Genomic DNA, 14,556 nt, shown 5'->3' on the forward strand with positions numbered 1-14,556 from the left:
TTGGTTCTTTCAGGGTGGTTTAGTCGCGTCACCGGTGGACTAGCAACGCGACTGATGGGTTAATTGCAGATAACCTTCGTGCCAGTGTTCATTTCGAACGTTCCGCCAATTTCCAGAGCGCTATTGGGGCCGACCTTGATGAAGCTGGAAGTCGCATCCGAGAATACGAGCTCGATGACATTCACTGAGCCGATCACGTAGGCGAGGGCCTGGCTGATTGTCTTTGCACCTAAGAGGCTGGTTACTGCTTTTGATGAAATTCCCGAAGGTAATGTGGCTGCCATTTGTTTCTCCTTGGTTGGCTGTGAAGAGTTGAAGGTTAGTGTGCTTTCCCACCGAACTGAGCGAAGGGATCACCTGCCGGCGCGCTGTTGCCATTGGGGGCGCTCTCTATATCCCCATACATCCGCTTCAAGATGGGGTTATTGCCGATGCGCGAGTTGGTCTGAGATACAACTGCCCCGCGAATCCCTTCAAGTGCTCCCCCGCGAGCTTCCGGGCCTGCATTGGACTTGATAAGGTTGAGCGCTTGCAGTCGGGAAGTATCGCTTCCCTGCCCACCGCCCATCACTTTGGCGTAGTCGTCGGCTACACCGAGAGCGGTGGATGCATAGTGGGCGAGTGGCCCATTGCTGGTCGCAGCCTTTTCCCAGTCTGCGATGCTATTGAAAGCGGTAATTTGATACCCCGGAATGTTCTTCGCCACTGCAGCCAATTGGTCCAAGGTCCCGCCCGGGTCAGTAAGCGACTTGGCAGAACCAAAGAAGGCCACGTTCGCAGGAGACTTGGCAACGCTGAACTGCGCGTCGGCGGACTGGGCGTTGTATTTCCCTCCGCTCAACTGCTTCGCTGCCGTGAGCGTCTTTGCAATGAATTCAGGAGTTGCTCCGCGAGCCTTGAGCTCCGACAACGTTGCATCGCCATCGACCAGCAGTTGCGCCGCGGCGTTAGGGTCACCCTGCGACAATGCCTGCTTCTGCCTTGCCAGAGCCAGTTCATAGGGCTGGCGTGCAGCTGCCTGGGCGCCCGCCTTCTGGCCTGCCTGCCGCACTTCCCCTGCCTTGATCTGATCGGCGCCAGGAGCGGTTCCCATCGAAATAGAGGCCTGAGATGGAGCATAGAAGGGGCTGGTGGGGTCAGACTTGCCCTGCGTTTGCTGCAGTTCTGCCTGCTTCTGTCTCCGCGCCAGCTCCTGATCAAGATAAGAATTAGCCATTGAGAGCGCTGGCCCGAACTGCGCCAACTGCTGTTTCGTTAGCGGCTTGTTGGGGTCCAGGGGCTGCTTCTGGTTTCCCGGAATCGCATCGTACTGCTGTGCAATCTGCGGCCAGTAAGCGGCCAACTGATCGTCGGGCAGGTTCATCACGTTGTTGTAGAGTTGCTGCGTCTGGTCATGTGCCGCCTTGATGTTGGCGAGCTTGCCAGTCTCGAGCTTCTGCACTGCCTCCTGATGCTCCAAATCCATCTTCTTGGCCCCAGCCCATCCCGTCTGCGAAATATGGCCACTCTTAGCCAACACATCCGCAACCTCTCCGATGGTCTTGCCTTGCAGGGACGGATCCTGCATCGCCGCACGGAAGGCTTGCTGGTCCTGCTGGCCCTGCTGAGCCTGCTGGAGAGCTAGCCCGCCCTGCTGTACTCCCTGCTGAAGGGCCTGCATGCGCAGCGGTGACTCCTGCTGCTGTTGCTGCTGCTGCTGGATCATATTCTTGATCTGGAGAATACGGCCATAATTGCCGATTAGGTCTGGCTGCTCAGGTGTCCGTGCGTTGAGTGCTACGAGGGGGATGGAGGCCACTTTAGTATCCTTTCGTTTGGTTGTGAATCTTCTTGGCTGCTGCATCGAGTATGTTCGACACGGCATTCTTGGGTATGAGCACCATCAGCTGCGCGGTGACCAGTTGCATGTACGCCAACTGCAGAGACTGCTCATTGTTCTTACGAAGCAGCTGCTTGATCCTATTGGTGGCATTCGCCTTTGCCTCGGGGGTCATTGCGGGTTTATCGTTCACGTGTTCTCTCCTCTAACTGCGGCATGCCTGCTCTCTTTCGGGCCTCCGAGATGGCATCAGCCAAGTTAACGGTGATGTCCGCCTCAATCGGTTGCACAACCTTGCCTTCTACCCTCTCTGTCATCTCGCGGAGCTGCAGGACCATAGCCATTGACCCGCGGCTTATAGCTTTCAGCACTGCCTTTCGGATGGCTTCCAGGGTCTTCGGATCTTCCAGCATCTGCTCATACAGCTCTGTGATGTGCTTCTTCCGGGGACGGCCTGAAGGGTTACCGGACTGCCCCTTTTGCCAGTGATACGGGGCGAGGTTTTCTGCCCTTTTGCTCTTTTGCTTGCTGTTCTCAGCCATGGATTCGCTCTCCTTACTGGGGGTTAGTTACGCTGACGTTATAGGTTCCTGCCGGCTCCGCTGTAGTGCCAGAGCAGACGGTAACGGTTGCTGTTCCATTGGCTGCGACGTTGACCCGCGTAGAGCTTCCAGACTGTAAGGCAGCGCCATTGGTGCGCACTGCCGTGCCTTGTGCGCCGACGAGGAATTGGGGGTCTGATGCTGTGGTGGTCACGCAGGCAGACGCCGTGCCGGTAATAGATCCAGTCACTGCGTTATGCGATAGGTTGAAGTCCTTGCCTGCCCAACTGTTCGCCTCGAATGTCTGCACGCCGTTGAAGTTGTTCGCCGTGCATCCCCCGGCGCGCGTGACATCGAACACCAGATTCGAGAGGTTGTTATCCGCTACCTCGTGATCCACTCTCAGGTTGTTTACGACGACTCCGATGTTGGTCGGAGTATTCAAACCTTCACACTCGGCTCGCAGATAGTTGATGAACCCATCCACCTTGTTGTTGTGAAAGTGCCAGTCTGAGTTAGGGATGGTGCCGTTACCGGTACCGAGTATGTGGAACGCCGAGGCCCTTAGGTCGGTCGGGACTCCGTTGATGTTGTGGCCGATGTTGTCATGCACATCTACGTGAACAATCGCGCACGTCGCCGACCCTTCACTAAATCCGATCCCAGCGATAGCCGAGGAGCTCCCGGCATTAGTAAAGCTGTTGTCAAACGTCGCCTGAATATCGTGAACGTTGACATTGTCGATCTCGCACGGAGTCAAGCCGCCGCTCTGCTCTCCAGAGATGCCAAAGATCGGAGTCTGCGGGAATCCGTTCCACTTGAGGTGATCGACCTCAATGTTGCTAGCGTGGGTATAGACCGCGTCAATACCGGACCACACAACCCACACGTTATTGCCGTTGGTCACGTGGTTATTGGAGCCGCCGATTTCGACGAATCCCGACGTGTGAGTCGGCCCCACGGAAGACGGAGTGCAGTTGCGGATATCGTTAGTGATGCCGTCGATCAACAGATCATCCGCAAACAACGTAACCAGCCCGCCCCCCGGTATGCAGGTATCAACCGCCGTGTAATTACGGATGGTGACTCCGCGCATCGCCTTGTGCGTCGCGTCGGGGGAGGGAACCGTCTGGAATCCTCCAATGCCGAACGGGAGGATGACAGCGGGATACGCAGCCGAGGGCTGGAAGTAGACGTTCTCGACGGTGAAATTGCCGTAGCCGGGAGAATCGACGCCACTCTCGAATGCCTGCGTGAACTGCTGCGCCGTCGAACCCTGCCAGGGGAAGCCCATGTTCGTCGCAGTGAGGCCATTCACCCGAATATTTGCGTTGTCCTGTCCGAAGATGCATCCATGAGCGATGGTGTCGCAGTGAATGTTCTTCATATCCACGCCGTTGATGTTGAATAGGAACATGCCATCGTAGGCGTCCGAAATGGTGACGTTCTGGATCAGGCCCTGTGTCTTGCGCCCTCCGCCCACGAAGCTACCCGCAGCGAGCGAGATCGGGGAAGCAGTCCAACCAGTGTTGGTTACGTCGCAGGCGTGACATCCTCCGTTGATGGAAAAGTCCTGAAGAGCCCAGTTGGTGTTGTTGGTCTGGGGACGAGCGTCATACTGAGCCATGATGCCCGGGATAGCGTGACCAAAGCTTCCTCCGGTGCCGTTGTTGGCTGTAATGGTGCCTCCATCAATCTTGATCTGAACTTGGAGCGAAGTGATCGGGTTGCCGCTCGGAATGGTGGGGAAGTCAAAACCGCCATTGGGTCCGCCTACCTTCAGGCCGTTGAGACCCCCGCCAAAGACAAAATATCTTTGAGGCGTCTGAGCACTGATCCCGAATATCTGAGCGATGGCACAGGCAGAACCTACGCCTGTTGGGCTGCAGAAATTATCCACCCCTGCGAGATAGGCGAAGGGAGGAGTTGCGAAGTTCAGGGTCAGAATCTGATCCCCGACGCCTGAAGTACACGTGCCGGAAACCGTACGAGCACAAGTCCAAGTCGTGATGGGTGTGGAGCAACCATTCGAGGAGACGTTTATCTTGGTCGCTGTCTGGCCCTGACCTCGCAGCGTGTGATTGCCGAGGAACAGAGGACGGCAGTTCGCGCCGGTCCCGCCTGCGATCTGGAAGATACCCGCAGGTAGTTCAATGGTTGGTGTTGCTGCAAAGTCAAGCGCAGCCTGAATGGCAGCAGTGGAGTCGGTCGCACCCGTCGGATCTGCCGTGTAGGTGCCCTTGCCCGACGCGGGATTCTGCACCGAGTTTAGCGAGCTGCCCACCACTGCTCCGCTCGAGACAGAACCGCTCGTCATTGCGCCGGCAGTGGATAAAGAGCCCCCCGTCACAGTGCCAGTAGCAGAAAGAGCATGGGTTGATGCGTTTATGGTGATGTTCGGGTCGCAGGCTAGATCGCTGGCCCCACTGTTGGCGAATTGCACGCTATTTGGTGTGGCACAGGGTGAGACACCTTTATTGCTTTTCACATTGTCAACCGTCCAGATCGTCACCCCCTGCGGGCTTTTGAGGACAAACTTATAAGCAGTGCTCGTGGCCAGCCATACCTCGGCCCCGCCCTGGGGGCTCAGGATGATCGGGTTGGTGTTCTGAGATACCCCGGCAGCATCCTTGAAAGTGGCCAGAGGAGTTGTAGTCCCAGCCGCAAATGAAGAAAGAGAACAGCCGGCACAGGGGTTGCCGCTATTGTCAACGTAGGTAGAGTGGGGTTGTACTATCGGGGATACGGCAGTCTGTGCCAAGGCAGTTAAAGAGACGCAGAGCAGCGTGACGGCTGCGAAAAGAAGTCGCATCATTGGTTCTCCTGGGATTGAAGGGGGATTCACTGCGGCTTGCCATTGGAATCGAAGGCGCCGCGGCTGTTGAAGAATGTTGAAGTGGCAGCCCTCTTCGGGCCACCCCTTTTATGTGTCCTAGATTACTTGCTCTCCTGGCCCATTGACTTCATGAGCATCGCTCCCGCGTGGTCCACGAAAACGATGCGGTGCTCTGACTGGATCGGACCGCCATCCTTGCCGGCGATCTCAGTCTTATCTGTGAACAGCTTCAAATAGCGTCCAAGGCGCTCCAGGTTCTGCCCCTTATCCGCAATCTTGATCTTCTTGCACAGTCCAAAGGCGTGTTTCTGGTCGCCCTGCCCCTCGAACATCTCATTCACTTCGAGGCCAGCAATCGAGGCTGCGGTGTTGTCGTCCAACTCATGAATCGGTATCAGCGAGCCATCCGAGGCAAACAGCTTGCGAGGGTCAAGGAAGGCTATCTTGGCGATCTCCTGCAACACCTTCTCTGCGGTTATTTCCAGCTTGCCGAGGATCTTGGCTTTCTTCGCGTCGACAACAGCGGCCACGCTAACATTTGCTAACAGCCTCGAGCCCTGCTCATTTGCCGTTTTCGCGCTGTAACCTGCTGAAATAGCTGCCCTTGTCGCATTCATGCCGTTCGCAATGTATTCGGCAACAAACCGATCCTGCTTCGGGGTTAGTTTGTTATCAGTCACGATTCTCTCCCTCCGTCAGAGCGGCATATCCGCTCGCTGTTCTGTCACTGTTCGCAGCGTGAGGCCGGCTACTTCCCTGCCAGTCACCTCCCTGCCAGTCCAGCAGCACCAGCTCATTGACGATGATCTCCGTCCGGTGCTTCTTGGCCCCGGACTCCTTGTCATCCCATGAGCGTGTCTGCAGCTTGCCCTCGACGAAGATCCGGCTTCCCTTCTTCACGTAGTCCCGGACCACCTCAGCCGTCCGACCGAACGCAACGAGGGTATGCCCGGGCGCGTCATTCCAGTTGCCTTGCTGGTCCTTCAGACGATCGGCTGTTGACAGGCTGAAGTTTGCGACGATCATGCCGACTGCGGTTGATTTGATTTCAGGATCGCGCCCGACATTCCCGAGCAGACTGACTTTATTAATTCCCTTTGCCATCTCTGTGCCTCCGATTGATTTATTCCCTGTAAAGCTTTAGAAATTCACGCTGTCATAAACAACATCGATAACCTGAGCCGCGGTGCCGAATGCAAACCAGTCCGCTAGGTTGATCGAACCCGAATCTGGAACAGTGCCAGGCACCTGCAAAGCGCTCCCAGTTGCCAAGGAGTAGCCCCGCGCAGCTGAGACAGCCGAGTCACCGATACGCATGACCGCCGCGGCATTGTTCTGAATGGTTGCCCACTTGGCACGAAGTGGAGTGCTCGAGAACCGTGTAGCGCCGGCGCCTAGAGTAACCTGTAGTTTCGTAATGGCCATTTACTTATTCCCCTTCTGTAGTTGAATTACGTCAGGAAGGCGGCATAGAGCGCGCCGCACGTCTTTGGTGGACCCAGCCCTACCCTCAGAGCATCCGAGCGCGCATTGGGCCTCCCATTGATTTACCTCCGTCCTCATACGTCGATTCCCTTCTTGGCCATCCGCTCGCGGAATTCCGCGATGAACCTTACATGCTCCTCGGGGTCGAATACATACTCCTCGGGGTGTTCGCGGCGATGCTTCTCCAGCTCCTCGCGTTCCGCTTTTTCCTTAGCCTGTCGCTCCTCAATGACGCGACGGATGCGGCAAGACTCCACCTGCTCGAGGACGGTTGCCCAGTCGGGGAACGCTGTTTCCCCCTCAGCTCGCCGGCGGCAGGAGAGTGATTCCAGCGCCGAGAGAACGTGCGCCAGCTCCATCTCCATCAAGTCCGAAGCGTAGAGATCCATCGTCTCCTTGCCCGGGTTGGCCTGCCTGCGAATGGCTAGCTTGGCCAAAGCCAAACGTATAACCACCTTCGAGTCGCTGCGCCGCGGCGTCGATGTTAGCGAGGTTCTGTCTCTGCCGTTCAAGCACTGCGTCAGGTCTTGCATTTGGTCGTCTTCCTGCCAGGGCGTCCTCTTTGAGGCTCTGTCGAAGGTCGTCAATGACTTGCCCTCCCTTGCTTGTGCGATTGAAAGTTCTCCCTGCATCTCCTGCCTCCTGTGGTTTTCCAAACCTGTCTAGTGGCCCTGCTGCGTAGTCCGTAAGTCCCGCAAGCACTGTGCGCGGGCTCTGCGAGTGGTTAACAGCCTCGCTCTTGTGCCTATTTCCCAGAAGCATTCTGAAGGCTTGCTCATCCAGCGTTGGATTGGCTGAGAGGAGGTTTTTCATTGCTCCAGCTTCACGATCACTCCAGGGCATATCGATGGAGTTGTGTGTGTGCCAGTAGCCGTCTAAGACTTTCTTGAAAGGCGTGTGCCTAGGATCGCTCTTGCTTTTTTCGCGAGAAGGCTTCTTAGGAGCTTCTAAAGAAGAATCATTCAATAAGGATTCACTCTCACCAGCCGATTTATCGGCAAGAGTATTTATTCTTATTTCTTCTTTCTTAGTTCTCTTAGTACTTTCCGGCACCGTCACTACGGTTTCGGCGGCACCATCACGGCACTCATCGTAAACAAGTGACTCGTAAGATGTTGATTGTGCTGCGTTTAACCTAACGTCCATCACGGCACCGTCACTACGGTTTCGCCGGCACTCATAATTGTTGATCAGGATCGGATATCCAGCCCGTTTTCCTCTGACCATGAACCTCTTGATGTAGCCATTCCTCTCTAGTCTTTCGAGCACATCGCGGCACGTTCTTTCGGGTAAACGATAGAGGCTGGAAATGAGTCCGGCGCTGGCGTTATCCCATACTCCCGTTTCATGGTTGGCATTGATTAGCAGTAGCGTGTAGATCGTGAAATCTGTCAGACACATTTTCCCGCTAACAACATGCTCGTTTATCCCCCTTCTCAGCTTCACGAAACCTTGGTCCCTAATTGTCGCCATCACGCCCCCTTTTGGTCGGCGAGAGCAGGACGGTATCCTTCGGCACAGATGCGGTCGACCTCACTCAGGGGTAGGAGAAGCCGCTTCCCGACCTTGCTCGATGCAATGCGTCCTGAATACGCCATTCTTCTCCATGACCAGCGAGAGATTCCCGTCCGAGCTTCAGCACCATCCACGCCAACAAACTTGACCTCGATATTTTTCATGCGTTCCCCTTTGCTGAATTCTGCTCAAACCACGTGTTGGCGTCGCGCATATGGAGCATCTCTTCGCGGTGGCTAGCCTCATTGCGCTCATCGGGCCGGTAGACGACCCCGCGCCACTCTGCACGCGCCAGAGGCCCGCTGAGGCATGTCTGAGCGCTTCTGGCAGCCACCACCTCAGAGAGGCTCAGGTCCCGGATAGAGATGCGATCTTCTACCCAGGCAGAAATGCATTGCTCAACCCTGCCGGCTGCTTGGCTGCGCCTAATCCTGCGGCCAGTTGTGAGATTGAGAACTTTTGCGCGGTAAGTCATCTAGACACACTCCTGGCTTGGTCGTAATTGGCGTCCGTCGTTATGCTGTGACAGACATCAGCTTGAAACCGAGAAGCAAGTCTTACTGGTTCTCTAGATCAGCGATGCGCCGTTCAAGCCGGGCATAGCAGACCTCCAGCCTCGCGATGTAGATACCCAAAGCCCGGCAGATTTCCTCGGTCGAGTGCCCCGCCTTCATCAACTCGATGAACTTCGCAAACTCTCCATAAATGCGCTCTGCAGCGATCTCCGCGATACCATCGGGCGTATCTGGCCCGATGTAGCGACCCGTGGCGAAAAGTACAGAGTTGGCCAGCTTGATCTTCGACATGACCGCGGCATCCTTTATGGCAGCCGCTTCCGGCCTTAGAGCCTTCATGGTCGGATTGTCCTCAAGGCGGTTCGCGACCTCTTCTTTTGCCGCCAATTCCGCTTCCAGCTCCGCTATGCGTGCTGAAAAGCCTGCTTCCAGGGCATCCGCTATCAGGTTCAGGTTCTCTTCAGACACGCCCCGAATGCCCGCCAAATAGCGATTAATCGTTGGCTGAGGTATCCCGGTCTCTCGGGATAGTTTGGATTCAGACCACCCAAGTGACTTCAGCCCTTCCTTAATGTTCTCGATCAGATCGCTCATAGCATTTCTCCGAGTGCGGTTAGATAACTTTCAATTACAATAATACCAGAAGTGAATAGGAATGCAAGAAAATTATGCATCATCGAGGAATGAGGTACCATTGCGTTGCTTTAGGTACCCCACGGCACGCACAAAACACAACCGAAAGGCGGTAATTGATGGCAGAGAAGAAGAAGAATCGGGACGGGATCTTTCAGAGACGCGGCCAGTTCTGGATGTCGTTCCAGGATTCTCGCGGCAAGCGCCATCAGTGTGTTCTGAAAGGAGTTATCAGCCTTACGGAGGCCAAGAATCGGCGCGCCCTGAAGATAGCGGAGATCGAGAAGCACAAGCTTTTGGGCCACGTCCCAGCCACCAAAGATGTCTTCGCCACAATCATCCCCAACTACTTGATCCACCAGAAGGCACGGCTGACTCCTGAGTCTTATGAGCGTACTAGGGGCATCCTGGAGGTGCATCTAAAGAGCTTCTTCGGCACTATGCCGTTGGCCGGCATTCGACGCGCTGACGTCCAGAAGTACATTACCCAACGTCTCGGGGAGGTTTCTACCGATACCGTTATCAAGGAAATCAACGTTTTGAAGCACTTACTAGGACTCGCCATGGAATGGGAGATGATACCCAAGAACCCGGCCTATAGGATGGGGGGCAAGAAAGATAACATGAAGGCCTCTCCGGGGCGTGTCCGCTATCTACAGCCTGCCGAGCTTAACGTGGTTCTCGAAGCATGTCCGGAATGGTTGCGGCCTATCGCTAGCCTGCTGGCGTACACCGGAATGAGGCGCAGCGAAGTATTAAGGTTGCGCTGGCGGGACCTGGATATCAAGGGAGGAGAGATCATGCTACCCAAAACTAAGAATGGAGATGCTCGCGTCGTTCATTTGAATGACCGTGCTTCCGATGTGGTCAAGTCGCTCACACGAGGCTTTCCCGCCGCTCGTGTATTCTCCGAGGACATCACGGCAGAGAATGTCTCGGTCGCGTTCATACGGGCTTGCAGGAGCGTAGGAATCGCCGATTTCAGCCTGCACGATCTGAGGCACACCATGGCCTCGTGGATGAGAATGACCGGATCCGACCTGCAGGATGTAGCGAAGCAGCTCGGACATCGTGATCTCCGCATGACGAATCGCTACGCCCACCTTAGCGGAGACCACCTATCGACCGCGGTAAAACGGCTTGATTCTGTATTCGCTCCCCTAAAATTAGGAAAAGAAGGCGCCTAGGGCTAACGGCTTGGTCACGATGTGGTCACGATAGAGGGCCAAAACAGCACCAAACAGCTGCAAACAGGTGCAAGTATGGAAGCAGAGTAACCCACATGAATACTAGGGTTTATGCTAGATAATGCAAACAGTGCAAACAGGTGCAAAGTACCCTAAATTGCCCTTTCACGGCGATAACACGGGTTCGAATCCCGTCGGGGACGCCAAATAGTTTCAATGGTTTACGTTGAAAGCTCGTGCGGGCATAACGAAACATTTCAAAAAGATTTCAAAAAACAGGATTGGGTTATCCGCCGTTGTTGTGGGACTGAAAGTGATTGATCGTGATGGAGTCTATCTTCACGACTATCAAGCTTGACGCAGGTTTATCAGAGACTTCAGCAGATGCCCTCATTGTGGGCGAGGCGGGCGCAGCAGCAGTGGGACGCTGTTTTATCCAAGCAACGACAACTGAGCCAATCGCGGTAATCGTTAGACCTGCAACATTCCACACAACATCAGACATTGCTTCCTCGTATGCGAACGGAGTCTGAGAATATGGACATCCTCCGCAGTGAAGAAGCGAAACAGTGTTGCGGTAGAGCGACGATTACAAAATCGTTTTTCGACAACAACAGAATAGCACAACCTGCACTAATATCGGTGCACCCCCCAAAGCAACAATGCTTGGTCAACGCTCCCTGCTAATTCAGGTTGAGCATTGAGTTTCCAGCAAGCCTTCCAACAACACTTTCATTAGTAAACGTTATCCACCGGTTTTATCCGCTGACCCCCTTGACAGGTCGCAGATCGCCCTTAGAATCCGCTGGACTCCATCAGCGAAAGGGCAAAAAACATGTGGTCCAGCACGCTACCAACGATAGAAACCTTCAACGACAAATTGATTCGTCTTCCGCAGGTTCTGGAAATTTCCGGCCTGTGCAGAAGTGTTGTTTACAAGCTCGTAAACCAAGGTCAGTTCCCTGCCCAAGTCACCGTTGGTACACGCGGTGCAAGGTGGAGCGAATTGGAAGTTCGCATTTGGGTTGCAGATCGGCTTGTGAACGCGAGACGCACAAACGAGAGCGCAGCCTGAACGAAAAAGGCCCGCCCGGTGTAGCGACCGAAGCGAGCCGAACTGAATGAGAAAGCTTGGTCTTCCCCATGTACGAAACCATAGCACACAACAACACGAACGAACTTGTAAAAATTCTGGCACCTTACCGGCAATGGGTCTGCTATCGCAGAGCAGACAAGGTGCCAGTGAATCCACGCACCAGCTATGCAGCATCATCCACTAACCCGAACGATTGGACTGACTATGAAACGGCTAATGCTGCTGCTACTGCAAATCCTTCTTTCGGTCTTGGCTTCGTCCTAACTGACAATGACCCATTCACTGTTATTGACCTTGACGACCCAACAGACCCGAAAAAGGGTTTCACCCCGGAACAAATACAGCATATTCACGCGTTACACCAACGCATTGCACCACAGTTTGATAGCTACAGTGAAGTGTCTCCGTCTGGTAAGGGGCTGCACATTTGGATAAAAGGCAGAGTGCCTACAGCTAAGAAGCGGAGTGACAAGTGTGTGGAGCTTTACTCAACAGCAAGGTATATGACGGTCACCGGTCGTGCATATAACAACATTCCTATTTCTGAAGCTAACGGGAATTTGACACAACTGTGGGAAGAGATGGGCGGCGGCAAACAAGCTCTGCCCACAGTGTTGTGGAATCAGCCTCAGACCATCGCTGATGATTGGGTTATTGAACGGTGCCTGCGAGTCAGTACAGCTGCCCAATTCAAAACATTGTGGGCAGGTGATATCTCCCAACACAACAACAACGGTTCATCTGCTGACTTAGCACTGATGAATTTGATTGCGTTTCACACTGACAACAAAGAACAGTGCATTCGCATATTCCGCAAATCAGTTCTAGCGCAACGCCTAAAAGACGGCAAGGTGAAATCGAACCGTGACGATTACATGAAGTGGACGGTTGACAAAGCATTTGACCAAAAGCTGCGGCAACCGTTTGACCCAGCAACACTAATCGTTCCAAAAGGTAATGTGGCAATTCAAAACATCCCACTTACACCTATCACTAACGACATCGAGGTTGTCAGTATGTCAGCGATACAAGCGAAGCCTATTGATTGGCTTTGGAATGGCTATTTGCCAAAGGGCATGTTGGCGTTGCTAGCGGGTGCGGGTGGCACAGGCAAATCAACAATGGCGTTCTATTTTGCAGCCGTCATTTCCAGAGGCGGAATATGGCCGGACGGTACGAGATGCGCTCGTGCTGGGCATACGCTGATTTGGACTGCTGAAGATAGCCCTGAACACAGTATTGTGCCGCGTCTCATGGCAATGGGTGCAGACCTAGACAAAATTCTTTTGGTCAAAGCTACGGTTGGAAACAACGGTCAGTATGTTCCTTTCAACCCTGCTAAAGACGTTCCGTCGCTCAAGCAAAAGGTGCTTGCGAATGGCGGAATTGACCTGTTCATCGTTGACCCTATTACTTCTGCCGTTGCTGGCGATATGCACAAAGCAAATGAAGTGCGACAAGGATTGCAAGCCATTGTTGACTTCGCAGCCGAATGCAACTGTGCAGTGATTGGCATAACTCACTTTGCTAAAGGAACTACAGGCCGCAATCCTGCTGAGCGTGTCATTGGTTCCGTAGCGTTTGGTGCATTCGCTCGTATCGTGCTGGTGGCTGCTAAAGACGAAGAGACAGAGAATCGCGTTCTTGTAGTAGCGAAATCCAACATCAGTAATGACACAGGTGGATTTTACTACGCCATTCAAACCCGCCCGCTTCCTAACGGTATAACCGCAACGTGTATTGATTGGGGCGGAGCTATTGAGGGTAGTTCGCGCGAGATTCTAGCAACGGTTGAGCATCAGGAAGGTAAAGACGACAACCGCACAGATATTGACGAAGCCAAAACCTTCCTAGTTGAAGAATTGAAAAAAGGCCCACGCTATGCAGGCGAACTATCGGAGTTAGCGAAAACCCAATTGCGTATTTCTGACAAGACTTTGCAACGTGCCAGAAAGCAGCTAGGCATTCAGATAAACAACGAAGGCCCTAACAAGGGTTGGAAGTGGAGCTTCCCAACCGTGAACACCAGCAATGGTTCCGCTCAGTGATTGTGAGTTCTGGATTATATATATGTCTCCTTCTTCTTCTTCTCTTGACAGAAGAAGGAGAAGGCGACAAGACATAAGAGGTACACAGCCGGGTGTCTTCTCAACCGCAAAGGTGAATATGCAGATCAATATCAAATCCGCGACAGCAAACAACACTGAGCAATGTGGGTATCGCAACCTTTGGGTAGAAGTTATTCGCCAGACTTGGTTTCGCGCATGTGTTGGTGAGCAAGCAGCAATCACTTTCTTTACCGCAACAGGTGGGATGTTCTCAACCCTTTGTCTCTTCCTTGATTTACCTGAGCAGCAAATTCGTGAAGAAGTCTTGAACAGAAAGAGGAACAAATGAATAAGCAGACCTATGAACAAGCAGCACTTGCCGTGCAGGAGTCGCTACGAAGCAAGTTCACTGGCGACGTTAGAACCAACTTAGCTCTCATTGAACATCTTGGGCGTACTGGACGTGATTACGTACTCGATAAGTACGAACATGCAGAACTACGTTACAAGGCTAAGAACGGACGCCGTATAAGTGTGGGCATATACAACACTGGCGGCGTTGAGATAAACGAAAAAGAGAACTATGCGAAGGAACAGTGCAGGCAGCAACTACTAGTACTGTGGCCGCATGTATAGGTAACCAATGTAGGCGCTTGTTGGGTTCTGGTGCTGGCTGTATATCTGGGGAGTGAGCAGAGGCATACGACTTCAGATTGAACTCAAGCAGCGAGATCGACAGCAGATCGATCAGTTGTTAGGAGGCGGGTTGCAGTCGGTACGCACGACATTGCGCGCCTTGGCCTTGCGTCAATTGGATCAGGGACAGTCCACGCCTGCGGTGGGAGCCAACCTGGGGCTTTCCGCCAAGGCGGTATGGCAG

Annotated in this window: 17 protein-coding genes and 1 tRNA gene; 6 read left to right on the forward strand and 12 right to left on the reverse strand. The window is 53.8% G+C overall.

From position 1 onward, the window contains the following. Positions 1-59 precede the first annotated feature (59 nt). The 12 genes from Q363_RS13250 to Q363_RS13305 all read right to left on the reverse strand — a co-directional run bounded on the left by Q363_RS13250 (position 60) and on the right by Q363_RS13305 (position 9,306). On the reverse strand, positions 60-284 hold the full coding sequence (locus tag Q363_RS13250) for a hypothetical protein (RefSeq protein ID WP_035350826.1): 225 nt from the start codon (positions 282-284) through the stop codon (positions 60-62). 35 nt (positions 285-319) lie between these two features. Then, a complete protein-coding gene (locus Q363_RS13255; RefSeq protein ID WP_035350827.1) occupies positions 320-1,798 on the reverse strand; it encodes a hypothetical protein in 1,479 nt (492 codons plus the stop codon). A 1-nt stretch (position 1,799) separates the two neighbouring features. Then, positions 1,800-2,012 carry a hypothetical protein gene (locus tag Q363_RS13260; protein WP_157466822.1) on the reverse strand — a complete coding sequence of 71 codons (213 nt, stop codon included), beginning with the start codon at positions 2,010-2,012 and terminating at the stop codon, positions 1,800-1,802. Then, the gene (locus tag Q363_RS13265) at positions 2,002-2,361 is read right to left on the reverse strand and encodes a DUF5681 domain-containing protein (protein ID WP_035350833.1); all 360 of its coding nucleotides are present in this window, start codon (positions 2,359-2,361) and stop codon (positions 2,002-2,004) included. The genes Q363_RS13260 and Q363_RS13265 overlap by 11 nt, the downstream gene beginning before the upstream one ends. A 13-nt stretch (positions 2,362-2,374) precedes the next feature. Next, positions 2,375-5,176 (reverse strand): hypothetical protein, encoded by a 2,802-nt coding sequence (locus tag Q363_RS13270; protein ID WP_157466824.1) that lies wholly within the window; start codon positions 5,174-5,176, stop codon positions 2,375-2,377. Between the two features lie 122 nt (positions 5,177-5,298). Beyond that, a complete protein-coding gene (locus tag Q363_RS13275) occupies positions 5,299-5,877 on the reverse strand; it encodes a terminase small subunit (RefSeq protein ID WP_035350839.1) in 579 nt (192 codons plus the stop codon). After that, on the reverse strand, positions 5,870-6,301 hold the full coding sequence (locus Q363_RS13280) for a single-stranded DNA-binding protein (protein ID WP_084080330.1): 432 nt from the start codon (positions 6,299-6,301) through the stop codon (positions 5,870-5,872). The genes Q363_RS13275 and Q363_RS13280 overlap by 8 nt, the downstream gene beginning before the upstream one ends. A 36-nt stretch (positions 6,302-6,337) precedes the next feature. Further along, on the reverse strand, positions 6,338-6,622 hold the full coding sequence (locus Q363_RS13285; RefSeq protein ID WP_035350841.1) for a hypothetical protein: 285 nt from the start codon (positions 6,620-6,622) through the stop codon (positions 6,338-6,340). Positions 6,623-6,756: 134 nt separating this feature from the next. After that, the gene (locus Q363_RS40460; protein WP_157466826.1) at positions 6,757-7,071 is read right to left on the reverse strand and encodes a hypothetical protein; all 315 of its coding nucleotides are present in this window, start codon (positions 7,069-7,071) and stop codon (positions 6,757-6,759) included. After that, entirely contained in the window at positions 6,983-8,158 is a 1,176-nt protein-coding gene (locus tag Q363_RS40465) for a hypothetical protein (protein ID WP_169746980.1), read from the reverse strand. The genes Q363_RS40460 and Q363_RS40465 overlap by 89 nt, the downstream gene beginning before the upstream one ends. A gap of 199 nt (positions 8,159-8,357) precedes the next feature. Next, positions 8,358-8,672, reverse strand: coding sequence for a hypothetical protein (locus Q363_RS13300; protein WP_035350851.1), 315 nt, complete (start codon positions 8,670-8,672; stop codon positions 8,358-8,360). Positions 8,673-8,754: 82 nt separating this feature from the next. After that, complete coding sequence (locus Q363_RS13305) at positions 8,755-9,306, reverse strand: helix-turn-helix domain-containing protein (RefSeq protein WP_035350853.1); 552 nt, start codon at positions 9,304-9,306, stop codon at positions 8,755-8,757. Positions 9,307-9,464: 158 nt separating this feature from the next. Here Q363_RS13305 and Q363_RS13310 point away from each other — a divergent pair, with 158 nt between their 5' ends. The 6 genes from Q363_RS13310 (at position 9,465) to Q363_RS13320 (ending at position 14,312) form a co-directional block, all read left to right on the forward strand. Next, positions 9,465-10,532, forward strand: coding sequence for a tyrosine-type recombinase/integrase (locus Q363_RS13310; RefSeq protein ID WP_035350854.1), 1,068 nt, complete (start codon positions 9,465-9,467; stop codon positions 10,530-10,532). 129 nt (positions 10,533-10,661) lie between these two features. Further along, a tRNA-OTHER gene (locus Q363_RS40470) sits at positions 10,662-10,738 on the forward strand. A gap of 629 nt (positions 10,739-11,367) precedes the next feature. Next, on the forward strand, positions 11,368-11,607 hold the full coding sequence (locus Q363_RS46205) for a helix-turn-helix transcriptional regulator (protein ID WP_084080331.1): 240 nt from the start codon (positions 11,368-11,370) through the stop codon (positions 11,605-11,607). Positions 11,608-11,675: 68 nt separating this feature from the next. Then, the gene (locus Q363_RS38085; protein WP_051978732.1) at positions 11,676-13,676 is read left to right on the forward strand and encodes a phage NrS-1 polymerase family protein; all 2,001 of its coding nucleotides are present in this window, start codon (positions 11,676-11,678) and stop codon (positions 13,674-13,676) included. 118 nt (positions 13,677-13,794) lie between these two features. Beyond that, a complete protein-coding gene (locus Q363_RS40475) occupies positions 13,795-14,025 on the forward strand; it encodes a hypothetical protein (protein WP_157466830.1) in 231 nt (76 codons plus the stop codon). Next, positions 14,022-14,312, forward strand: coding sequence for a hypothetical protein (locus tag Q363_RS13320; protein ID WP_035350856.1), 291 nt, complete (start codon positions 14,022-14,024; stop codon positions 14,310-14,312). The genes Q363_RS40475 and Q363_RS13320 overlap by 4 nt, the downstream gene beginning before the upstream one ends. Positions 14,313-14,556: the final 244 nt, after the last annotated feature.

The organism is Edaphobacter aggregans DSM 19364 (genome assembly GCF_000745965.1).
Lineage (GTDB): Bacteria > Acidobacteriota > Terriglobia > Terriglobales > Acidobacteriaceae > Edaphobacter > Edaphobacter aggregans.